Genomic DNA, 21,547 nt, shown 5'->3' with positions numbered 1-21,547 from the left:
CCGGTCACGCCAGCGCCACCTCGTGGCCGCGCAGCCCCGCGGCGATCGAGCCCAGCAGCGCCGCGCGTGGGCCGCTCTGGTCGACACCGGCGTCGGCGTGGGAGCCCGCCGCGGCCGCCACCTGCTGGCGCAGCCAGCCCCGGACGTCGGCGCCCGGCGGAGGGGTCGCGCCCGGGGCCGGGGAGGAGGACGGAGCCGCCGACGAGGTCGGCGACGGCGCCGCTGCACGCAACCGGTCCAGCTGGGCGCCGGCCTGGGCGGACAGCTCGGCCACCTCGCCGCCGAGTGCGGCGTCGGCGGCCGTCGCGGCGGCGTACGCGGCGACGAGGGACTCCTGGACGGTGACCTGCGCCGCGAGCCGGTCGGCCTGCTCGGTGCTCACCGCCGGCTCCCCGGCGTCGCCGGTGCAGCCGGCGGCGGCCAGCGCCACCCCCGCGGAGGCCACCAGGAGGGTGCGCCGGGAGAACGCCCGGGGCGCGGGGAGGGACGACGGGGACATCGGCTCCATCCTCTCAGGGCGGGCCGGGGCGGCGCGGCAGCCCACCGTGGGCGGGTCCTGCCCCGGCGCCGGGTCTCGGGGCCCGGCGCCGGGCGGTAGCCTGACCCTTCGCCCGGTACCGGACGACGGCGTGCCGACCGTCGCCCGCGACACGCGCACGATCGGTGAGGCGGGCCCGCCGCGCAGGTGCGCCGACCGAGCCACGAGAGGGAGGGAGCCCGTGTCCGCCGCTTCCCGCACCGAGCCCGTCGCCACCCGGCTGGCCGGGCTGATCGGGCCGGTCGTCGACGCCGCCGGGTACGACCTGGAGGAGCTGGTCGTCACCCCCGCCGGACGGCGCAGCGTCGTCCGCGTGGTGGTCGACCGGGACGACGGGATCACCCTCGACGACATCGCCGAGGTGAGCCGGGCGGTGTCCGAGGCCCTCGACGAGCACGACGGCGAGTTCGGCAGCGCGCCTTACGTGCTGGAGGTGACCAGCCCCGGCGTCGACCGGCCGCTCACCGAGCAGCGGCACTGGCGGCGCAACACCGGCCGGCTGGTCACCGTGGGCGTGGGCCCGCAGGGGGCGGTCGAGCAGGTCACCGCCCGCGTCCTCGCGGTCGACGACAGCGGCGTCTCGCTCGCGGTCGAGGCGAAGGGCAAGCCCGGGGCCAAGAAGCGTCCACCGGCCCAGCGGCACGTGCCCTGGCCGGAACTGGGGACCGGCCGGGTGCAGGTGGAGTTCGGCCGGCCCGACGCTGAGCCGCCGGCCGGGACGGACGCGCAGCCGGATCCCGCGGACGACGACGACGGAGGAGGACAGTGAACATCGACGTGACCGCCCTCAAGGCGGTCGAGCGGGAGAAGGGCATCCCGGCCGACACCGTCATCGAGGCGATCGAGACGGCGCTGGTGACGGCCTACCGGCACGCCGACGGCGCGGCCAAGCACGTGCGGGTGCACGTGGACCGCAAGAGCGGCGAGGTCGCCGTGCTGGCGCAGGAGCTGGGCCCCGACGGCGAGGTCGTCCGCGAGTGGGACGACACCCCGAGCGACTTCGGCCGGATCGCGGCCAGCACCGCCAAGCAGGTCATCGTCCAGCGACTGCGCGACGCCGAGCACGAGCAGACCTTCGGCGAGTACGCCGGCAAGGAGGGCGACATCGTCAGCGGCATCGTGCAGGCGCACGACCGCCGCAACGTGCAGGGCACCGTCCTCATCGACATCGGCAAGGTGGAGGCCGTGCTGCCCCCGGCCGAGCAGGTGCCTGGTGAGAGCTATCCGCACGGCAGCCGGGTCAAGGCCTACGTGGTGTCGGTGGCCCGCACCTTCCGCGGCCCCCAGGTCACCGTCTCGCGCACCCACCCGAACCTGGTCCGCAAGCTGTTCGCCCTCGAGGTCCCCGAGATCGCCGACGGCAGCGTCGAGATCGTGGCGGTGGCCCGCGAGGCCGGGCACCGCTCGAAGATCGCCGTCCGCACGAAGGTGCCGGGGCTCAACGCCAAGGGGGCCTGCATCGGCCCGATGGGGCAGCGGGTCCGCAACGTGATGAGCGAGTTGCACGGCGAGAAGATCGACATCGTGGACTGGTCCGACGACCCCGCCACCTTCGTCGCCTCCGCGCTGAGCCCGGCCCGCGTCAGCAGTGCCCGGGTCGTCGACCCGCACGCCAAGGCCGTGCGGGTCGTGGTGCCCGACTACCAGCTGTCGCTCGCCATCGGCAAGGAGGGCCAGAACGCCCGGCTGGCAGCCCGGCTGACCGGGTGCCGCATCGACATCCGCAGCGACGCGCAGCCCGACGACGACGCCGCCCCCTCGCCCGGCGAGGGGCGCGCCCCGCTGCGCTCGGGCGCTCCGGCGGGGCGGCCGGGAGGGCGGCCCGGCGGCGCGGCAGGCGGATCACGTCCCGGTCGGGTGGGCAACTCCCGGAGTGCGGAACACCCGGGGCCCGCCGCGCGCTAGAGTGCAGGGTGGCCGAAACGTCGATCCCGCTGCGCACCTGCGTGGGCTGCCGGGAACGGGCTCCGGTCACCGATCTGCTGCGCGTCGTCGTCCGGGACGGGGCCCTCGTCCCGGATCCGCGACGGAGGCTCCCCGGCCGGGGCGCCTCGCTGCACCCCACACCGGAGTGCCTGCGCGCAGCGGAACGACGCCGGGCCTTCGTCCGGGCGCTGCGCTGCAGCACCCCGGTGGAGGCCGGTCCGCTCCGGGTCCACGTCCTCGGTGCGCCGTCCGCGGCGCCTCCGGGGACCGGACCCCCGGCGGGCGACAGCACGAACGACAACCGCAACAACACAGACGGACCGGCAACCGGCCGGTCCGCAGTCGAGTCAGGACGTCGTCGGATGAGCAAGCCGTGAAGTCCCCACGATGACCATGCAGTACTGACGACGAGGTCGAGCGGGCCAGCCGCCGGCCTCACCAAGAGGAGATCCGTGCCAGGCAAAGCCCGCGTACACGAACTCGCCAAGGAGTTCGGTGTCGACAGCAAGACCGTGCTCGCGAAGCTCAAGGAGCAGGGCGAGTTCGTGAAGTCCGCGTCCTCCACCGTCGAGGCCCCCGTGGCCCGTCGGCTCCGTGAGGCCCTCGGCGCCGCCGCCAACGGCGGCACCACGGCGGCTCCGGCCGCCCGTCCCAGCGCTCCGGCCGCCCGGCCCAGCGCTCCCGCCACCCCGGCCCCCGCGGCTCCTGCCGCCCCGGCCGCGCAGACCCCTGCCGCCCCGGCTCCTCCGGCTCCCGCTCCCGCGCCGCAGGCGCCGGGGGCGCGTGCCCCGAGCGGTCCGACCCCCGGGCCGCGTCCGACGGCCGCCCGTCCGGGTGCCCCGGTGCCCGGCCCGCGGCCGACCGCACCGGCTCCGGCAGCTCCGGCGGCTCCGGTCGCTCCCGCGGCTCCGGTCGCTCCGGCGGCCAGCGCTCCTCCCCAGCAGCCGCCCGCGGCCCCCAGCGGCCCGCGGCCCGGTCCGGCCGCGCCCCGTCCGGCGGCCCCCGGTGGAGCCGCTCCCGGCGCTCCGCGGCCCGGCGCCGGCCCCCGGCCCGGTCCCCGTCCGGCTCCGCGCCCGGGCAACAACCCGTTCAGCAGCGCCCCGCGCCCCGCGCCGTCCGGCGGCGCTCCGCGCCCCGGTCCCGGTGCGGCGGGTCCGCGCCCGGCGGCCGCCGGTCCCGGCGGACCCCGTCCGGGTGCCGGTCCGCGTCCGGGTCCGGGCGGTGCCCGTCCCGGTCCCGGTGCCGGTGGCCCGCGTCCGGCTCCCGGTGCGGGCGGCCCGCGTCCGGCGGCCGGCCCCGGTGGTCCCCGCCCGAACCCGGGCATGATGCCGCAGCGTCCGAGCCCCGGCATGATGCCGCCGCGGCCGGCCGGCGCCGGCCGTCCGGGTGGCCCCGGCGGTGCCGGCCGTGGCCGTCCCGGCGGTGGTCCCGGTGGCGGCGGTGGCGGTGGCTTCCGTCCCGGTGGTGGCGGCGGCGGTGCGCCCGCCGGCGGTGGCTTCCGTCCCGGTGGTGGTGGCGGCGGCGGTGGCCGTGGCCGTGGGCGTGGTGGCTCCGGTGCGGGCACTGCGGGTGCCTTCGGCCGTCCCGGCGGGCGTGGGCCCGTCCGCGGGCGCAAGAGCAAGAAGCAGCGGCGCCAGGAGTTCGACCAGATGGCGGCGCCCAGCATGGGTGGCGTCAGCCTGCCGCGGGGCAACGGGCAGGTCGTCCGCCTGCCGCGCGGTGCCTCGCTGACCGACCTCGCCGAGAAGATCGGCGCCCAGCCGGCCGCCCTGGTCACCGCCCTGTTCCACCTGGGCGAGATGGTCACCGCGACCCAGTCGGTCAACGACGAGACGCTGCAGCTGCTCGGTGCCGAGATCGGCTGGAACATCCAGGTGGTCAGCCCCGAGGACGAGGACCGCGAGCTCCTCGAGTCCTTCGACCTCACCTTCGGCGACGAGGGTGACGAGGAGGACTGGGAGGCCCGCCCGCCGGTCGTCACCGTCATGGGTCACGTCGACCACGGGAAGACCAAGCTCCTGGACGCCATCCGCAACACCAACGTGGTGGCGCGGGAGGCCGGTGGCATCACCCAGCACATCGGTGCCTACCAGGTCGTCACCGAGCTCGAGGGCGAGGAGCGGCCGATCACCTTCATCGACACCCCGGGTCACGAGTCGTTCACCGCGATGCGTGCCCGTGGCGCGAAGGTGACCGACATCGTCGTCCTGGTGGTGGCCGCCGACGACGGCGTCATGCCGCAGACGGTCGAGGCGCTCAACCACGCCCAGGCCGCCGACGTGCCGATCGTGGTCGCGGTCAACAAGATCGACAAGGAGGGGGCCAACCCCGCCAAGATCCGCCAGCAGCTCACCGAGTACGGGCTGGTGGCCGAGGAGTACGGCGGCGAGACCATGTTCGTCGACGTCTCCGCGACCACCCGTCAGGGCATCGACGACCTGCTCGCGGCGATCCTGCTGACCGCCGACGCCTCGCTGGACCTGCGCGCCAACACCGAGCAGGACCCGCAGGGTGTGGTCATCGAGGGCAAGCTGGACAAGGGCCGCGGCCCCGTCGCGACCGTCCTGGTCCAGCGCGGCACGCTGAGGACCGGCGACTCGATCGTGGCCGGCGACGCCTACGGGCGCGTCCGGTCGCTGCTCGACGAGTACGGCAACAAGCTCAAGGAGGCGCTGCCGGCCCGCCCCGTGCAGGTCGTCGGCCTCACCTCCGTGCCGCGTGCCGGTGACACCTTCCTCGTCGTCGAGGAGGACCGGGTGGCTCGGCAGATCGCCGACCGCCGCCAGGCCCGCATCCGCAATGCGCAGAACGCGCAGATGCGCAAGCGGATCAGCCTGGAGGACCTCGACGCGGCGCTCAAGGAGAACCGTCAGCTCAACCTGATCATCAAGGGCGACAACTCGGGCACCGTGGAGGCGCTCGAGGAGGCCCTGATGAAGATCGAGGTGAGCGACGACGTCTCGCTGCGGGTCATCCACCGCGGCGTCGGCGCGATCACCAAGAGCGACATCGACCTGGCGCTGGCCGACGACGTCATCGTCCTGGGCTTCAACGTCCGGGCCGAGGGCCAGGCCACCGAGCTCGCCAACCGCGAGGGCATCGACGTCCGGTACTACTCGGTCATCTACCAGGCGATCGAGGAGATCGAGGCGGCCCTCAAGGGCATGCTCAAGCCGGAGTACGAGGAGGTCCAGCTCGGCACGGCGGAGGTCCGCGAGGTCTTCCGGGTGCCGCGGATCGGCAACGTCGCGGGCTCCATCGTCCGCAGCGGCACGATCAATCGGAACTCGAGGGCCCGGCTGATCCGCGACGGCGTGGTCGTCGCCGACAACCTCACCGTCGAGTCGCTCCGCCGCTTCAAGGACGACGTGACCGAGGTCCGCGAGGGCTACGAGTGCGGTATCGGCCTCGGCGCGTTCAACGACATCAAGGTCGAGGACGTCGTCGAGACCTTCGAGATGCGCGAGAAGCCGCGCGCGTGACGCAGGCCAGTGATGGCCCCTGCAGGAGGGCACTCGGCCCTCCTGCAGGGGCCCGGCGCCAGCGTGCGAGCGCTGCGGGGCAGGAGGGTCCTCCGAGTGTTCACGGGCGCGCTCACCGCTGACCTGCTGCTGGGCGACGTGCACTCGCTCAAGGGCAAGCGCGCCCTCGTCCGGCCGATCGTGGCCGAGCTGCGGCGGCGCTTCGCCGTGGCCGCGGCCGAGGTGGGCGACCAGGACCTGCACCGCCGCGCGCAGGTCGGGGTGGCCACGGTGGCGGCCGACGCCGCCCAGGTGACCGACGTGCTCGACGCCTGCGAGCGGTTGCTGGCCGAGCGGCCGGAGGTGACGCTGCTCTCGACGCACCGGCAACTGTTCTCCGACACGGACGACTGAGGAAGGACCCCTCGAAGGACCCCCTCGCCCCACCGTGCGCGAGCTCGCGGCGGTCCCCCGCGAGGGGCCGCCCTGCCCATCCGGCGCCCGACGGGCGCCCCTGATCCCTGGAGGTCCGATGGCCGACCCGGCCCGCGCCCGCAAGCTGGCGGTGCGCATCCGACAGATCGTCTCCGCCGCGATCGAGACGCAGATCAAGGACCCCCGGCTGGGCATGGTGACCGTCACCGACGCCCGGGTGACCAGCGACCTGCGCGAGGCGACGGTCTTCTACACCGTCTACGGCGACCCCACGCAGGTCGAGGACTCCGCGAAGGCGCTGGCGTCGGCGACCGGCGTGCTGCGCTCCACGGTCGGCAAGCAGACCGGCATCAAGTTCGTGCCCACGCTGACCTTCGTCGCCGACCACGTCCCGGACACCGCCCGGGAGCTGGACGAGGCGCTGGAGCGGGTCCGGCACGCCGACGCCGAGCTCGCCCGGATGAGAGAGGGCGCCGCCTACGCCGGCGAGGCCGACCCCTACCGCCGTCCCGCCGAGGACGACGAGGACGACGAGGACACCTCCGAGGCCGGGACTGCCGATGAGGGTCTCGACGTGAGCCACCGGACCAGGAGCGCATCGTGAGTGAGAACGACCCCGACCCGTACCTGCCCGACGAGGGACAGGGCCGTTCCGAGCTGGGCGGCCGCCCCGAGCCGGACACCGGCGACCCGACCCAGGGCGGGAAGTACGGCGAGATCGGCGACGCGCCGAGCATCACCTCCGACGAGCCCGACGACGGGACGACCTACCCCGTCGGCGGCGGCGACGTCCGGGAGGAGCGCAACGCCCCACCGGTCGCCGACCCCGGCCCGGACGCATGACGGTCTCCCTCCCGCGGGGCACGGACCTGACCGGACCCGCAGCCGCGGTCCTCGCCGAGGCCGCCGACGCCCGGGCCACCGTGGTCCTCTCCGGCCACGTCCAGCCCGACGCCGACGCGCTCGGCAGCACGCTGGCCCTCGCGGAGGCGCTGCGCCGCCGCGGGGCCCGCGTGCTGGCCACCTTCCCGGACCCGTTCGTCCTGCCGTCGTCCCTGTCCTGGTTGCCCGGCGCCGAGGGTCTGGTGCCCTCGGACGCCGTCCCCGCCTCACCCGACGTGTTCGTCAGCCTGGACGCCGCCTCCCCGGCCCGGCTGGGCGAGCTGGCGCCGCTGCTCGAGCGCGCGGCGACGTCGGTGGTGGTCGACCACCACGCGAGCAACCCCGGCTTCGGCGACGTCCGGGTGGTCGACCCCGGCGCGCCCGCGACGGTGGCCCTGGTCGCCGACCTGCTCGACGGTCTGGGCATCGCGCTCGACACGCGCCTGGCCACCTGTCTGTACGCGGGGCTGGCCGCCGACACCGGGTCCTTCCGGTTCGGCAACACCCGTCCCGACACCCACGACCTCGCCGCCCGGCTGCTGGCGACCGGCATCGACCACGCCCTGATCAGCCAGCGGCTGTTCGACACCGCGCCGTTCGGCTGGCTGGGCCTGCTCTCGGTGGTGACCGGCCGCGCCGCGCTGGAGCCGGAGGTCGGCGCCGGCCTGGTCTGGACCTGGTCGAGCACCGCCGAGGCCGCCGAGCACGGCCTGCCGGGTGAGCAGCTGGAGGCACTGGTCGACGTCGTCCGGTCCACCGCGGAGGCCGACGTGGCCTGCGTGCTCAAGGGGCAGGACGACGGCTCCTGGTCGGTCTCCCTGCGCTCCCGGGGCGCCACCGACGTCGCCCGCGTGGCCATGGCGCTCGGCGGTGGCGGCCACCGCGCCGCGGCGGGCTTCACCTCACACGCCGACCGCGAGGGCACGATCCGCGCGATCCGCGTCCAGCTCAGCGAGGGATGACCCGCCCACCCCCTCCCCGGCGGGCTCGCCGATCGCGCACGGCGGGGCCCGCGCAGGCGAGCTCGCCCCCCGATCCCGCCGCGCCGGGGCACCGGGCTCCCGGTGTGCTGGCCCTGGCGGCCCCGGCGCTGGTCGTGCTGGCCGCCGAGCCGCTCTACCTGCTGGTCGACACCGGGGTCGTGGGCAACCTCGGCACGGTGGCGCTCGGCGGGCTCGCCGTCGGCGGCGGGCTGCTGGCGTGGGCGGCGGCGCTGCTGAACTTCCTCGCCTACGGCACCACCGCCCGGGCGGCCCGCCGGGCCGGGGCGGGGGACCGGGCCGGCGCCGTCGGCGAGGGCGTGCAGGCCACCTGGCTGGCGCTGGCCCTCGGGCTGGCGGTGCTCGCGCTGTTCCAGCTGCTGGCCGGCCCGCTGACCCGTGCCCTCGCCGGCAGTGCGGGCCCGGTCGCCGCGGCGGGGGAGACCTGGCTGCGCATCGCCTCCCTCGGCGCGCCGCTGCTGCTGGTGTCCCTGGCCGGCAACGGCTGGCTGCGCGGGGTGCAGGAGCTGCGCCGGCCGATGTACTACGTCCTCGCCGGGAGCCTCGCCAGCCTGGTGCTCTGTCCGCTGCTGGTGCACCCGGCCGGTCTCGGGCTGGCCGGGTCGGCGGTCGCGAACGTGGCCGGGCAGGCCCTGTCGGCCGCGCTGTTCGTGCGGGCGCTGCTGCGCGAGGGCGTGCCCTGGCGCCCCCGCCCGCGGGCCATCCGCGCCCAGATGGTGATCGGCCGCGACCTGCTGCTGCGCGCCGCCGTCCTGCAGGTCGCCTTCCTCATCGCGACCGGGGTCGTCGCCCGTGCCGGCACGGCCGAGCTGGCCGCGCACCAGGTCGCCCTGCAGATGTTCCTCTTCCTCGCCCTCGTGCTGGACGCCTACGCCATCGCCGCGCAGACCCTGGTCGGGCAGGCCCTGGGGCGCGGGAGCCCCGACGACGCACGCGCCACCGCCCGCCGCGTCACGGCCTGGGGCCTGGGCACCGGGGTGCTCGTCGCCGCGCTGCTGGTCGCGCTGCGCCCGGTCGTGCTGCCCCTGTTCACCGGCGACCCCGCGGTGGTGGAGCAGGCGACCGTCGCCTGGTGGTTCCTCGCCGGCATGCAGCCGCTGGCCGGCGTCGTCTTCGCCCTCGACGGCGTGCTCATGGGCGCCGGCGACGTCGGCTACCTGCGCACGGTCACCATCGGGTCGGCCCTGGTCGGCTTCATCCCGCTGTCGCTGCTCGCCGTCCCGCTGGGCTGGGGCCTGGCCGGTGTCTGGACCGGGTTGGTCCTGTTCATCGCCCTGCGCCTGGTCGCCGTCCTGGTCCGGGTGGCGGGGAGCCGCTGGCTCGAGGCGCCTGAGACGGTGACGGCGTGAGCAGACGCAAGGACGCCGACGTCCCGCCCGGCCTGCTGCTGGTCGACAAGCCCGGCGGCATGACCTCGCACGACGTGGTCGCGCGGGCGCGGCGGGCGCTGTCGGTCCGCCGGGTGGGCCACGCCGGCACCCTCGACCCGATGGCGACCGGGCTGCTGGTGCTGGGCGTCGGCACGGCCACCCGGCTGCTCGGGTACGTCGGCGGGCACGACAAGACCTACGAGGCGACGATGCGCCTCGGGCAGGCGACGGTGACCGACGACCGCGAGGGCGAGGTGCTCACGACGACGTCGGCGGGGCACCTCGACGACGCCGCGATCCGGGCCGCCCTCGCAGCGCAGACCGGCCCGCTGCAGCAGGTGCCCTCCTCGGTGAGCGCGGTCAAGGTCGCCGGGCGCCGCTCCTACGACCGGGTGCGCGCCGGCGAGGAGGTGGTGCTCGAGCCGCGGTCGGTGACCGTGCACCGGCTCGACCTGCACCGGGTCAGCCGGCCCACCCCCGACCTGGTCGACGTCGAGGTGACCGTCGTCTGCACCGCCGGCACCTACATCCGGGCGATCGCCCGCGACGCCGGCGCCGCTCTCGGCGTCGGCGGCCACCTCACGGCGCTGCGCCGCACCGCGTCCGGTCCGTTCGACGTCGCGCAGGCGGCTCCGGTGGAGGACGCCGCCGCCGCGTTGGTCGCCGGCGGCGGCCCCGGCGTGCTCGGCCTGACCGAGGCCGCCCGCGCGGTCTTCCCTGAACGCACCCTCGCGCCCGAGGAGGCCCGGGCGCTGGTGTTCGGGCAGCGGATCGCCGCCACCGGCAGCCCCGGCCTGCACGCCGCGGTGGACGGCGAGGGCCGGCTGGTCGCCCTGGTCGAGGACGCCGGCCGCTCCGCCCGCGTGGCCGTCGGCTTCCCGCCCGGCTGACCCGCTCAGTGCCGGACGGCCGCCGGTGACCGGGCGAGCAGGCTCACGCCGGCGAGGGTGAGCGCCCAGCCCGCGGCCAGCACGAGCGCCCAGCCCGGCCGGACCCGGTCGCCCAGCAGCACCAGACCCACCAGCCCCGGCACGACCACCTCGGTGACCGCGAGGACCCCCACGACCGTGTCCACCCGGCCGTGCCGCATCGCCCGCGCGAGCAGCACCGTCCCGACGGCGCCCAGCCCGAGGACGGCGTAGGCCAGCGGCTCGGCCAGCAGGTCGCGGACCGAGCCCCATGCCGACGAGGCGACGTGCAGCGCCCGCACCGACAGGGCCACGGCGCCGTACGCGCACCCCGCGAGGATCGTCATCAGCAGCGACCGGCCACTGCGCAGCACCGCCGGCAGCGCCACGACCAGCACCGCCGTGGTCGCGAGCAGTACCGGCACCGCCGCGGCCGGGAGGCGGTCGGGCCGCCCCGGTGCCGCGCTGGCGGCGACCAGCACCAGGCCGGCGACCACCGCGGCCACCGCGGCCCGTTCCCGCCGGCCCAGCCGGCGCGGGTCCCCGCCGTGGGCGGCGACGGCGGTGACCGCGACCGTCCCGGCGAGCACCGACTGCACCGCGTACACCGGCAGGACCCGCAGGGCGATGACCGACAGCAGCCAGCCCACGCCGTCGATCGCGAGCCCGGCCAGGTACCGGGGTTGCCGCCACACCGGGGTGCCGCCGACCGCCCGGCGGGTGCCCGAGGCCTCGAGGAGGGACGCCGCGCTGTTGGCCAGCATCGCCGCGACGGCGGCGAGCAGGGCCAGTGCGGTCATCGCCCCTCCCGGATGTGGCAGCCTCGGCTCCATGGCCGGCGCCATCCCACCGCATGCGGACCTCGACGCGCGCCTCACGGCGCTCGAGGCCCTGCTCCGGCCGCTGCCGGGCGTCGTGGTGGCCTTCTCCGGCGGGGTGGACTCCGGCACGCTGCTCGCCGCCGCGGTGCGGGCGCTCGGCGCCGGGCGGGTGGTGGCCGCCACCGCCGTCTCGCCCAGCCTGCCGGCCACCGAGCGGCAGGGGGCGGTGGCCTTCGCGGCCGCCCTAGGGGTGCGCCACGAGCTGCCCCGCACCGACGAGCTGGCGCGTGCGGGCTACCGGGCCAACGGCGGGGACCGCTGCGCGTTCTGCAAGACCGAGCTCGTCGACGTCCTCGTGCCGCTGGCCGCCCGCCTGGGGATCGCCGACGTGGTCACCGGCACCAACGCCGACGACCTGCGGGCCGGCTTCCGTCCCGGCATCCGCGCGGCGGCCGAGCGCGGCGCCTGGGCGCCCCTGGCCCGCGCCGGGCTGACCAAGGACGACGTCCGCGCCGCGGCCCGGCGCTGGGGCCTGTCCCTGGCCGACAAGCCGGCGGCGGCCTGCCTGGCCAGCCGGATCGCCTACGGCGTGCCGGTGTCGGCGCGGCGGCTGGCCCGGGTGGAGTCGGCGGAGGCGGCGCTGCGGGCCGCGCTGGCCGCCGCCGGGCTGGGCGTGCGGGACCTGCGGGTCCGCGACATGGGGGACGACGTCGCGCGGGTCGAGGTCGACGCCGCCGCCGTCCCCGCGCTGACCGCCCGGCCGGACGTCCTCGCCGCGGTCACCGGCTTCGACCGCGTGGAGGTCGACCCCCGCGGGTTCCGGTCCGGGTCGATGAACGAGCTGCTGCCCGACCCGGTCCGCTACCGCTGAGCCGACCGGACGATCCGGGCGGCGGCCACCCCGGCGCCGAAGCCGTTGTCGATGTTCACCACCAGCACGCCCGGCGCGCAGGCGGTGAGCATCGTCAGCAGGGCGGCCAGCCCCTCGAACGCCGCGCCGTAGCCGACCGACGTGGGCACCGCGACCACCAGCCGGTCGGTGAGCCCGGCGACGACGCTGGGCAGCGCGCCGTCCATGCCGGCGACGACGACCACCGCGTCGGCCGCGGCGAGGTCGGGCGCCACGGCCAGCACGCGGTGCACGCCGGCCACGCCGACGTCGTCGACGCGGCGGCAGCCCACCCCGCAGGCGGCCAGCGTCGCCGCCACCTCGGCGGCCACCGGGCCGTCCGACGTGCCGGCGGTGAGCACCAGGACCTCCCCGACCGGGGGCGGGAGCTCGCCCACGACGACGCTGCGCGCCACGGTGTCGACGGCGGCGTCGGGCCAGCGCTCGCGCACGGCCCGCGCCGTGGCGTCGTCCACCCGCGTCGCCCATGCCATGGCACGCCCGCCCTCCCCGCCGCCCGCGTCGAGGAGGGCGGCCAGGCAGGCGACCGTCTGCTCCGGCGTCTTGCCCGCGGCGTAGACGACCTCCGGGGTGCCGGTCCGGGCGGCCCGGTCGAGGTCGAGCCGGGCGAAACCCAGGTCGGCGGTGCGCTGCTCCACTCGGTCAGCATGGGGGATTGACCGTCCACCGCGCCGGGAAGGGGGAGCGCATGAGCGTCGTGAAGATCAACGCGATCACCGTGCCCAAGGACAAGCAGGAGCGCTTCGAGGAGCGGTTCCGCGGCCGGGCCGGGGCCGTGGAGAGCACCCCGGGCTTCGAGTGGTTCGAGCTCCTGCGCCCGCAGGAGGGCACCGACCAGTACCTGGTCTACACGCGCTGGAGCAGCCAGGAGGCCTACGAGTCCTGGCAGTCCAGCCAGGACTTCGACCGCGCCCACAGCGGCGGCGGCGACACGCTCGCGCCGGCCGCCGCCGACTCCTCCCACCTGTGGAGCTACGAGGTCATCGAGTCGGCCGGCCCCGAGGCCGGCCAGGAGCACCAGGTCTGAGCGGGGCGGGGCCGGGGACGGTCGTCGTCGGCCCCCGTCGGCGGCGGGGCTAGGGTGAGCGGACGGGTCCGGCGGCCGCCGGACGCCGTCTGTGTCCCTGCACGCCGCAAGGTGGGAGCCATGACCGACACGCTCGCCGACAGCCGCACCTCCTCCCGGATGTTCACCGACGGCGTGCCGGTGGTCGTGGAGGACGTGCGGCGGCGTCCGGCGGCCGAGCGCGCCGAGCTCCTCGCCGACCCCGGCTTCGGCCGGTACTTCACCGACTCGATGTTCATCGCCCGCTGGCGCGCGGGGCAGGGCTGGTACGACGCCCGGCTCACCGCCTACGCCCCGCTGCAGGTCGACCCGGCCACGGCCGCGCTGCACTACGCGCAGTCGATCTTCGAGGGGCTCAAGGCCTACGCCCAGCCCGACGGCAGCGTCGCCACGTTCCGCCCCGAGGCCAACGCCGCGCGGTTCGTCCGGGGCGCCAAGCGGCTGGCCATGCCGCCGGTCCCGGAGGAGGCCTTCCTCGCCGCCGTCGACGCGCTCGTCGACAGCGACCGCGACTGGGTGCCCACCGGCCCCGACCAGACGCTCTACCTGCGCCCGTACCAGCTGGCGACCGAGCCGTTCCTGGGTGTGCGCCCGGCGCACGAGTACCTGTTCCTGGTGATCGCCAGCCCGGCCGGCGCCTACTTCCCGCGCGGGGTCCACCCGGTGTCGGTCTACCTCTCCGAGGACTACATCCGGGCCGCGCCCGGCGGCACCGGCGACGTGAAGTGCGCCGGCAACTACGCCGCCAGCCTGCTGGCCCAGGAGCAGGCGATCGACGCCGGCTGCGACCAGGTCGTGTGGCTCGACGCGGTGGAGAAGCGCTACGTCGAGGAGATGGGCGGGATGAACCTGTTCTTCGTCCTCGGCGAGGGGGACGACGCCGAGCTGGTCACCCCCGAGCTCACCGGCACCCTCCTGCCCGGCATCACCCGCGACTCGCTGATCACCGTCGCCCGCGAGAGGGGCCACCGCGTCACCGAGCGCCGGTTCAGCGTCGACGAGTGGCGCTCCGGCGTCGCCGACGGCACGGTCACCGAGACCTTCGCCTGCGGCACCGCCGCCGTCATCACCCCGGTCGGCGAGGTGAAGGCGCGCACCGGCGACTTCACCGTCGGCGACGGCAAGCCCGGCCCGGTGACGATGGCGCTGCGCGAGCACCTCCTCGACATCCAGCACGGCCGGGTGCCCGACACCCACGGCTGGCTGCACCGGGTCGCCTGAGCCCGTGCTCCGATGGCGGGGGCTGGAGGCCACCCCGGGTGACCTCGGGCGCACGGTGGTCACCATCGGGATGTACGACGGGGTCCACCGGGGACACCAGCTGCTGATCGGCACCGCGGTGGCGCGCGCCCGCGCCACGGGGCGGCCCTGCCTGCTGCTCACCTTCGACCCGCACCCGTCGGAGGTGATCCGCCCCGGCTCGCACCCGGCGATCCTCACCTCGATGGACCGCAAGGCCGAGCTGGTGGCCGGCCTCGGCGTGGACGCCATGTGCGTGCTGCCGTTCACCCCGGAGTTCATGCGCCTGTCCCCGGAGTCGTTCACGCACACCGTGCTCGTCGAGCACCTGCACGTCGCCTCGGTGGTCGTGGGGGAGAACTTCACCTACGGCCACCGGGCGGCCGGCAGCCTCACGACCCTCGCGCGGGAGGGACGGCGGTTCGGCTTCACGGTGGAGGGCGTGCCGCTGGCCAACGTCACGATGACGCCCGGTTCCGGCGCGGACGCCGGCGAGATCACCATCTCCTCGACCTACATCCGCGCCTGCGTCGCGGCCGGCGACATGGTCTCGGCCGCCCGCGCGCTGGGGCGCCCGCACCGCGTCGAGGGCGTCGTCGTCCGGGGTGACCGGCGTGGGCGGGACCTGGGCTACCCGACGGCGAACGTGGAGTCCCCGCCGTACACCGCCGTCCCCGCCGACGGGGTGTACGCGGGCTCCCTGGTCATCCGCGACCCCCGCAGCGGAGCGACGCTGAGCAGCTCGCCGGCGGCCGTGTCGGTGGGCACCAACCCGACCTTCCAGGGCACCCGCCGCACCGTCGAGGCGTACCTGCTCGACTTCGAGGGGGACCTGTACGGCGAGCACGTCGGCGTCGAGTTCGTCCAGCGGCTGCGGCCGATGCAGGCGTTCTCCGACGTCGGCGAGCTGGTCGCGGCGATGGACCGGGACGTCGCCGAGACCCGGACGATCCTGGGGTTGTGACACCGCGGTCCTCACGACCGCAGCTCGACCCGTCGTCACCGCCCCCGGCCCGGGGGCAGCCGCTCCGCAGGGGGCGGCACAGCGCCGGTGTGTAACCTTGACGGCACGTCGGGACACCCGACGTGTGTGAACCCTGCCCCCGTGACCCAGACCGGGGGCCACACGCGACCTGCCCAGGAGGCCGTCCATGGCGCTCGACAGCGCGACGAAGCAGCAGATCATGACCGAGTACGCGACGGTCGAGAAGGACACGGGCTCGCCCGAGGTGCAGGTCGCGATGCTGACCCGCCGGATCAGCGACCTGACCGAGCACCTCAAGCAGCACAAGCACGACCACCACAGCCGGCGGGGCCTGCTCCTGCTGGTCGGCCGTCGTCGCCGGCTGCTGAACTACCTGGCCAAGACCGACATCAACCGCTACCGCTCGCTCATCGAGCGGCTCGGTCTGCGCCGCTGACCCCAGAGGGGACCGTCCCACCGGGACGGTCCCCTCTCTCGTGGGGCACCCGCCCCACGGGTCCCCGGCCCCCCGCGCCGCCGGCCCCGCCGCTGGTCGGTCCTCGGTAGTGGCCCCCGGGCATGGCCCCCTCCCCGGAGGGGAACCCCCTCCCGCGGGCTTCGATCGAAGACCGGTCACCCCGGGCGCAGTCTCGGCGCCGGACGCCACGAAGAGGACGTCGCCGCATGCGACGTAGGAAGAGGACACCGTGTCCGCACCCACCACCCAGAACAGCAGCACCGCTGCTGAGTTCGACCCCGAGGACGGGGTCACCACCGCCACCGCCGTGATCGACAACGGCAGCTTCGGCAGCCGCAGCATCACCTTCGAGACCGGCCGGCTCGCCAAGCAGGCAGCCGGGTCGGTCGTCGTCAGCATGGGCGACACCATGCTGCTGTCGGCCACCACGGCCGGCCGTCAGCCCAAGGACCAGTTCGACTTCTTCCCGCTGACGGTCGACGTCGAGGAGCGCATGTACGCCGCCGGGCGCATCCCCGGCTCGTTCTTCCGCCGCGAGGGCCGCCCCTCCGAGGACGCCATCCTCACCTGCCGGCTCATCGACCGGCCGCTGCGCCCGACCTTCGCCAAGGGCCTGCGCAACGAGGTCCAGGTCGTCATCACGGTCCTGTCCCTGGACCCCGACCACCTCTACGACGTGCTGGCCATCAACGGCGCGTCGGCGTCCACCCAGCTGTCCGGTCTGCCGTTCTCCGGCCCGGTCGGCGGCACGCGCGTCGCCCTGGTCAACGGCCAGTGGGTGGGCTTCCCCACCAGCGCCGAGCTCGAGGACGCCGTCTTCGACATGGTCGTGGCCGGCCGGGTCCTGCCGGACGGCGACGTCGCGATCATGATGGTCGAGGCCGAGGCGACCGAGAAGACGATCCAGCTGGTCGCCGGCGGCGCCCCCGCCCCGACCGAGGAGGTCGTCGCCCAGGGCCTCGAGGCGGCCAAGCCGTTCATCAAGGCGCTGTGCGAGGCGCAGAGCGCGCTCGCCGAGAAGGCCGCCAAGCCGGTCGCCGACTTCCCGCGCTTCCTCGACTACCAGGACGACGTCTACGCCGCCGTGGAGTCCGCCGCCCTCGACCGGCTGACCGAGGCCCAGGCCATCGCCGGCAAGCAGGAGCGCAACGACGCCACCGACGCGCTCAAGGACGAGGTGCTCTCCTCCCTCGCCGGCCAGTTCGAGGGCCGGGAGAAGGAGCTGTCCGCCGCGTTCCGCGCGGTGACCAAGAAGGTCGTCCGGCAGCGCATCCTGCGCGACAAGGTCCGCATCGACGGCCGCGGCGTGACCGACATCCGGCCGCTGTCGGCCGAGGTCGAGGTCGTCCCGCGGGTGCACGGCTCCGCGCTGTTCGAGCGCGGCGAGACCCAGATCCTGGGCATCACCACGCTGAACATGCTCCGCATGGAGCAGCAGCTGGACACCCTCTCGCCGGTGACCCGCAAGCGCTACATGCACAACTACAACTTCCCGCCGTACTCCACCGGTGAGACCGGCCGGGTGGGTTCGCCCAAGCGCCGGGAGATCGGCCACGGCGCGCTGGCGGAGCGAGCGCTGGTCCCGGTGCTGCCCGACCGCGAGGAGTTCCCCTACGCGATCCGGCAGGTCTCCGAGGCGCTGGGCTCCAACGGCTCGACGTCCATGGGCTCGGTCTGCGCCTCGACCCTGGCGCTGCTCAACGCCGGCGTGCCGATCAAGGCGCCGGTCGCCGGCATCGCGATGGGTCTGGTCTCCGACGAGGTGGACGGGAAGACCGAGTACGTCGCGCTGACCGACATCCTCGGTGCCGAGGATGCCTTCGGTGACATGGACTTCAAGGTCGCCGGCACGCGTGACTTCGTCACCGCCCTGCAGCTGGACACCAAGCTCGACGGCATCCCGTCCGACGTGCTGGCCCAGGCGCTGACCCAGGCCCGCGCGGCCCGGCTGCACATCCTCGACGTGATGAACGAGGCCATCGACGGCCCCGACGAGATGAGCCCGTACGCCCCGCGGGTGACCACGGTGCGCATCCCGGTCGACAAGATCGGCGCGGTGATCGGCCCCAAGGGCCAGATGATCAACGCGATCCAGGACGAGACCGGCGCCGACATCACCATCGAGGACGACGGCACGATCTACGTCGGTGCCTCCGACGGCCCGTCGGCCCAGGCCGCGGTGGACCGGATCAACGCCATCGCCAACCCCCAGATGCCCAAGGTCGGCGAGCGCTTCCTCGGCACGGTCGTCAAGACCACGCCCTTCGGCGCCTTCGTCTCCCTTCTCCCGGGCAAGGACGGCCTGGTCCACATCAGCAAGCTCGGTGGTGGCAAGCGGATCGGCAAGGTCGAGGACGTCGTGAACGTCGGCGACAAGCTGCAGGTGGAGATCACCGACATCGACGCCCGCGGCAAGATCAGCCTCGTGCCGGTCGCCGCCGAGGGTGAGGGCTCCGGCGACGCCGCCCCGGCGGACGTGGCCGAGTCCGTCGCTCCCGCGGAGGCGTGATCACGGACACCGAGCAGACCGGGACCGGGGCCGGGACGGGCGCACTGACGCCCGGCCCGGCCCCGGCCGGTGTGGGGGAGACCGTCGTCCTCGACGTGGACGAGTTCGGCGGGCGGGTGAAGCGCACCGAGCTGGCCGGCGGCCTGCGGGTGCTCACCGAGGTGATGCCGGGCGTGCTGTCGGCGACCGTCGGCATCTGGGTCGGCGTCGGGTCGCGCGACGAGACCGACGAGGTCGCCGGCTCCTCGCACTTCCTCGAGCACCTGCTGTTCAAGGGCACCGGCAGCCGCAGCGCCCTGGAGATCGCGACGGCGATGGACGCCGTCGGCGGTGAGATGAACGCCTTCACCGCCAAGGAGCACACCTGCTACTACGCGAACGTGCTCGCCAGCGACCTCCCGCTGGCGGTCACGCTGCTCGGTGACCTGGTCACCGACGCGCTGAACACGGCTGCCGACCTGGAGTCCGAGCGCACGGTGGTGCTCGAGGAGATCGCCATGCGCGACGACGAGCCCTCCGACGCCGTGCACGACCTGTTCGCCGAGACGCTGTTCGGCGGCACGGCGCTCGGCCGTTCGGTGCTGGGCACGGTGGAGTCCATCGAGGCCCTCACCCGGGACGACGTCGACGGCTGGTACCGCCGGCGCTACGCCGTCCCGTCGATCGTGGTCACCGCGGCGGGCCGGGTCGACCACCAGCAGGTGCTGGACCTGGTGACGGCGGCGTTCGGGACACGGCTGACCGGGACCGACCGGCCGGCGCCGCTGCGACGCGGGGACGAGGGTGCCGGCACCCGGCCGGCGCGGCCCACCGGCCTGATCCGGCGGAAGACCGAGCAGACCCACCTCCTGCTGGGCTCGGTCGGCCTCGGCCGGCTCGACGAGCGGCGGTACGCGGCGGCGGTGATGGAGACCGCGGTGGGCGGCGGGATGAGCTCACGGCTGTTCCAGGAGATCCGGGAGAAGCGGGGGCTGGTCTACAGCGTCGGCTCGGCCCTCACCCACTACGCCGGCACGGGGTCGTTCTCGGTCTACGCCGGCTGCTCGCCCAAGCGGGTGCCGGAGGTGCTCCGCCTGGTGCGCGAGGAGCTCGCGCGGGTCGCCGCGGAGGGGCTCACGCCCGAGGAGGTGGCCCGCGGCCGGGGTCAGCTCAAGGGCGGGATGGTCCTGGGCCTCGAGGACACCGGCTCCCGGATGAGCCGGCTGGGCAAGAGCGAGCTGTCCTACGGCGAGTACCTCCCGGTCCGGGAGGTGCTCTCCCGGCTGGACGCGGTCGACGAGGGCCAGGTGCGCGCGGTGGCCGCGGAGCTGCTGGCGCGGGAGACCTGCCTGGCGGTGGTCGGCCCCTACCGCGAGTCCGACCTCGACCGGCTCTGATGCGCCGGCCGCACCCCGCGCTCGCCGTCCACGGCGCGCTGTCCCGAGGCGTCTTCGCCGTCACCGTCCTGGTGTCGCTCGGGGTGCTCTTCGCTCCTGGGGACGACGTCCCGGTGGCGCCGCCGGGCGTCGACAAGCTCGTCCACGCGGCGCTGTTCGCCGCTCTGGCGCTCAGCGGGCGCTGGGCCGGCGTGCGGGTCGGGGTGCTCACGGCTCTGCTGCTGCTCTACGCCGCCGGGAGCGAGGTCGTGCAGGGCCTCTCCCCGCTGGAGCGCTCGGCGTCGGTGGCCGACTGGCTGGCCGACGCCGTGGGGGTCCTCGTGGGCGTCCTGGCCTGGGCACGCCTGGAGCCGCGCCCCGCGTCCTGACCTGGGCGCTGCCTTGCATCCCGGGACGGCGCCGGGAAGCCTGGCCCGGTGACCACGAGCACCCCCACGTCCGACCGGCAGCCCTCCCCCGCACCGCAGGGGGAGCCGCCACGCCTCGCCGTCGGCGTCCTGGGGGCCCGCGGCCGGATGGGCACCGAGGTGGTCAAGGCGGTCACCGCCGCCGACGACCTCGAGCTGGTCGCCATGGTGGACTCGGGGGACTGGCTGTTCGACCTCGCCAACACCGGTGCCCAGGTCGCCGTGGACTTCACCCGCCCGGACGTCGTCATGGACAACATCCGGTTCTGCATCGACAACAACATCCACTGCGTCGTCGGTACGACCGGCTTCGACGAGGCCCGGCTCGCCACCGTCGCGGAGTGGCTGGAGCCCAAGCCCGACCTCGGCGTGGTCATCGCGCCCAACTTCGGCATCGGCGCGGTCCTGCTCATGCGGTTCGCCCAGGAGGCCGCCCGCTTCTTCCCCTCCGTCGAGGTGGTCGAGCTGCACCACCCCCACAAGGTCGACGCCCCCTCGGGCACCGCCGTCCGGACCGCGCGACTGGTCGCCGCCGCCCGGCGCGCGGCAGGCCTGCCCCCGGCTCCCGACGCCACGACCGACTCCCTGCCCGGGGCCCGCGGCGCCGACGTCGAGGGCATCCCGGTCCACGCCGTCCGCCTCACCGGCCTGGTGGCGCACCAGGAGGTGCTGATGGGCGCAGCGGGGGAGACCCTGACCCTCCGCCACGACTCCTACGACCGCGCGTCCTTCATGCCCGGCGTGCTGCTCGCCGTCCGGGAGATCGGCCGCCGGCCCGGTCTCACCGTCGGGATCGAGGGTCTGCTGGGCCTCTGACGGGCGCTCGATGGGACGGAAGTGGCATCACGGAGAGTGACCTGCCTCGCATCCTCGATGAGGCCGCACGTCTCTGACCTGCGCTTCTCTCTGCGGGACGTCGCTCAGAGGGGCCTCGGAGCCTCGCGGAGCGCCACCCCGGTTTGACGGCGCCCTGCGCGCGGCGTAACTTTCTCCCTGCGCCGAGCGAGACCGGGTCCGAGACCCGGGAGCCGCCGGTCAGACCCCCGGGTGTGACAGCGAGCCGTGCACGGCGTACGGTAGGACAAGCCGCCAGGGACGAGGCCCGGAAGGGTTGAGTCGTTGCGCGTCCGCTCCTTGAGAACTCAACAGCGTGCCGAAAGTCAGTGCCAAGTAACAACCCCTTTGTGGGTTTCTTTGGGTTGATGGATGTCGAGAGTGTCAGCTCTCGGTTCTCGCCCGGATTCGAATTCATCTAC

22 protein-coding genes and 1 pseudogene are annotated in these 21,547 nt (G+C 75.0%); 20 read left to right on the top strand and 3 right to left on the bottom strand.

All coding sequences use genetic code 11. The features are described 5' to 3' along the window. Positions 1 to 4 precede the first annotated feature (4 nt). Positions 5 to 499: a hypothetical protein gene (locus ACI79C_RS14280; RefSeq protein ID WP_456946325.1), complete on the bottom strand. Its 495-nt coding sequence runs from the start codon at positions 497 to 499 to the stop codon at positions 5 to 7. A gap of 220 nt (positions 500 to 719) precedes the next feature. Between ACI79C_RS14280 and rimP the strand changes: the two genes are divergently transcribed. The 11 genes and pseudogenes from rimP (at position 720) to truB (ending at position 10,503) form a co-directional block, all read left to right on the top strand. Continuing rightward, positions 720 to 1,307, top strand: coding sequence for a ribosome maturation factor RimP (gene rimP, locus ACI79C_RS14275; protein ID WP_456946324.1), 588 nt, complete (start codon positions 720 to 722; stop codon positions 1,305 to 1,307). Continuing rightward, complete coding sequence (gene nusA / locus ACI79C_RS14270) at positions 1,304 to 2,443, top strand: transcription termination factor NusA (RefSeq protein ID WP_456946323.1); 1,140 nt, start codon at positions 1,304 to 1,306, stop codon at positions 2,441 to 2,443. Before rimP ends, nusA begins: the two co-directional genes overlap by 4 nt. Positions 2,444 to 2,451: 8 nt before the next feature. Next, positions 2,452 to 2,841: a YlxR family protein gene (locus ACI79C_RS14265; protein ID WP_456946322.1), complete on the top strand. Its 390-nt coding sequence runs from the start codon at positions 2,452 to 2,454 to the stop codon at positions 2,839 to 2,841. A gap of 75 nt (positions 2,842 to 2,916) precedes the next feature. Then, a pseudogene (locus ACI79C_RS14260) lies at positions 2,917 to 3,060 on the top strand (translation initiation factor IF-2 N-terminal domain-containing protein); the annotation flags it as partial. Positions 3,061 to 4,113: 1,053 nt separating this feature from the next. Next, on the top strand, positions 4,114 to 5,946 hold the full coding sequence (infB, locus tag ACI79C_RS14255; protein WP_456946426.1) for a translation initiation factor IF-2: 1,833 nt from the start codon (positions 4,114 to 4,116) through the stop codon (positions 5,944 to 5,946). Positions 5,947 to 6,042: 96 nt separating this feature from the next. Next, positions 6,043 to 6,339, top strand: coding sequence for a DUF503 domain-containing protein (locus ACI79C_RS14250; RefSeq protein WP_456946321.1), 297 nt, complete (start codon positions 6,043 to 6,045; stop codon positions 6,337 to 6,339). A 118-nt stretch (positions 6,340 to 6,457) separates the two neighbouring features. Next, positions 6,458 to 6,964, top strand: coding sequence for a 30S ribosome-binding factor RbfA (gene rbfA / locus ACI79C_RS14245; RefSeq protein ID WP_456946320.1), 507 nt, complete (start codon positions 6,458 to 6,460; stop codon positions 6,962 to 6,964). Next, entirely contained in the window at positions 6,961 to 7,203 is a 243-nt protein-coding gene (locus tag ACI79C_RS14240) for a hypothetical protein (RefSeq protein WP_456946319.1), read from the top strand. Before rbfA ends, ACI79C_RS14240 begins: the two co-directional genes overlap by 4 nt. Next, positions 7,200 to 8,204, top strand: a complete 1,005-nt coding sequence (locus ACI79C_RS14235; RefSeq protein ID WP_456946318.1) for a DHH family phosphoesterase — start codon at positions 7,200 to 7,202, stop codon at positions 8,202 to 8,204. Before ACI79C_RS14240 ends, ACI79C_RS14235 begins: the two co-directional genes overlap by 4 nt. Positions 8,205 to 8,308: 104 nt before the next feature. Continuing rightward, the gene (locus ACI79C_RS14230) at positions 8,309 to 9,592 is read left to right on the top strand and encodes an MATE family efflux transporter (RefSeq protein WP_456946317.1); all 1,284 of its coding nucleotides are present in this window, start codon (positions 8,309 to 8,311) and stop codon (positions 9,590 to 9,592) included. Next, positions 9,589 to 10,503: a tRNA pseudouridine(55) synthase TruB gene (gene truB, locus ACI79C_RS14225; protein WP_456946316.1), complete on the top strand. Its 915-nt coding sequence runs from the start codon at positions 9,589 to 9,591 to the stop codon at positions 10,501 to 10,503. The genes ACI79C_RS14230 and truB overlap by 4 nt, the downstream gene beginning before the upstream one ends. Before the next feature lie 5 nt (positions 10,504 to 10,508). Here the strand turns inward: truB and ACI79C_RS14220 are convergent, their stop codons facing one another. Further along, positions 10,509 to 11,321, bottom strand: a complete 813-nt coding sequence (locus tag ACI79C_RS14220; RefSeq protein ID WP_456946315.1) for a hypothetical protein — start codon at positions 11,319 to 11,321, stop codon at positions 10,509 to 10,511. Between the two features lie 31 nt (positions 11,322 to 11,352). Here ACI79C_RS14220 and larE point away from each other — a divergent pair, with 31 nt between their 5' ends. After that, on the top strand, positions 11,353 to 12,213 hold the full coding sequence (gene larE, locus ACI79C_RS14215; protein ID WP_456946314.1) for an ATP-dependent sacrificial sulfur transferase LarE: 861 nt from the start codon (positions 11,353 to 11,355) through the stop codon (positions 12,211 to 12,213). On the opposite strand, the gene larB is transcribed toward larE, so the two are convergent. Further along, entirely contained in the window at positions 12,204 to 12,890 is a 687-nt protein-coding gene (gene larB, locus ACI79C_RS14210; RefSeq protein WP_456946313.1) for a nickel pincer cofactor biosynthesis protein LarB, read from the bottom strand. The two genes, larE and larB, sit on opposite strands and share 10 nt — an antisense overlap. Positions 12,891 to 12,940: 50 nt before the next feature. On the opposite strand from larB, the gene ACI79C_RS14205 reads away from it, so the two are divergent. From ACI79C_RS14205 to dapB, 8 genes are all read left to right on the top strand, one after another. Continuing rightward, on the top strand, positions 12,941 to 13,279 hold the full coding sequence (locus tag ACI79C_RS14205) for an antibiotic biosynthesis monooxygenase family protein (RefSeq protein ID WP_456946312.1): 339 nt from the start codon (positions 12,941 to 12,943) through the stop codon (positions 13,277 to 13,279). Between the two features lie 120 nt (positions 13,280 to 13,399). Continuing rightward, positions 13,400 to 14,539 (top strand): branched-chain amino acid aminotransferase, encoded by a 1,140-nt coding sequence (locus tag ACI79C_RS14200; protein ID WP_456946311.1) that lies wholly within the window; start codon positions 13,400 to 13,402, stop codon positions 14,537 to 14,539. A 4-nt stretch (positions 14,540 to 14,543) separates the two neighbouring features. Next, on the top strand, positions 14,544 to 15,521 hold the full coding sequence (locus ACI79C_RS14195) for a bifunctional riboflavin kinase/FAD synthetase (protein ID WP_456946310.1): 978 nt from the start codon (positions 14,544 to 14,546) through the stop codon (positions 15,519 to 15,521). Between the two features lie 187 nt (positions 15,522 to 15,708). Continuing rightward, entirely contained in the window at positions 15,709 to 15,978 is a 270-nt protein-coding gene (gene rpsO, locus ACI79C_RS14190; RefSeq protein ID WP_072920360.1) for a 30S ribosomal protein S15, read from the top strand. Positions 15,979 to 16,228: 250 nt separating this feature from the next. Further along, complete coding sequence (locus ACI79C_RS14185; protein ID WP_456946309.1) at positions 16,229 to 18,508, top strand: polyribonucleotide nucleotidyltransferase; 2,280 nt, start codon at positions 16,229 to 16,231, stop codon at positions 18,506 to 18,508. Continuing rightward, a complete protein-coding gene (locus tag ACI79C_RS14180) occupies positions 18,505 to 19,884 on the top strand; it encodes a M16 family metallopeptidase (protein ID WP_456946308.1) in 1,380 nt (459 codons plus the stop codon). The genes ACI79C_RS14185 and ACI79C_RS14180 overlap by 4 nt, the downstream gene beginning before the upstream one ends. Next, a complete protein-coding gene (locus ACI79C_RS14175) occupies positions 19,884 to 20,252 on the top strand; it encodes a VanZ family protein (RefSeq protein ID WP_456946307.1) in 369 nt (122 codons plus the stop codon). The genes ACI79C_RS14180 and ACI79C_RS14175 overlap by 1 nt, the downstream gene beginning before the upstream one ends. 48 nt (positions 20,253 to 20,300) lie before the next feature. After that, a complete protein-coding gene (gene dapB, locus ACI79C_RS14170; RefSeq protein ID WP_456946306.1) occupies positions 20,301 to 21,107 on the top strand; it encodes a 4-hydroxy-tetrahydrodipicolinate reductase in 807 nt (268 codons plus the stop codon). Positions 21,108 to 21,547: the final 440 nt, after the last annotated feature.

It is taken from the genome of Geodermatophilus sp. SYSU D00697 (assembly GCF_054050175.1).
The sequence above is the reverse complement of the archived record's forward strand: the minus strand, read 5'-3'. Positions and strand labels throughout refer to the sequence as shown.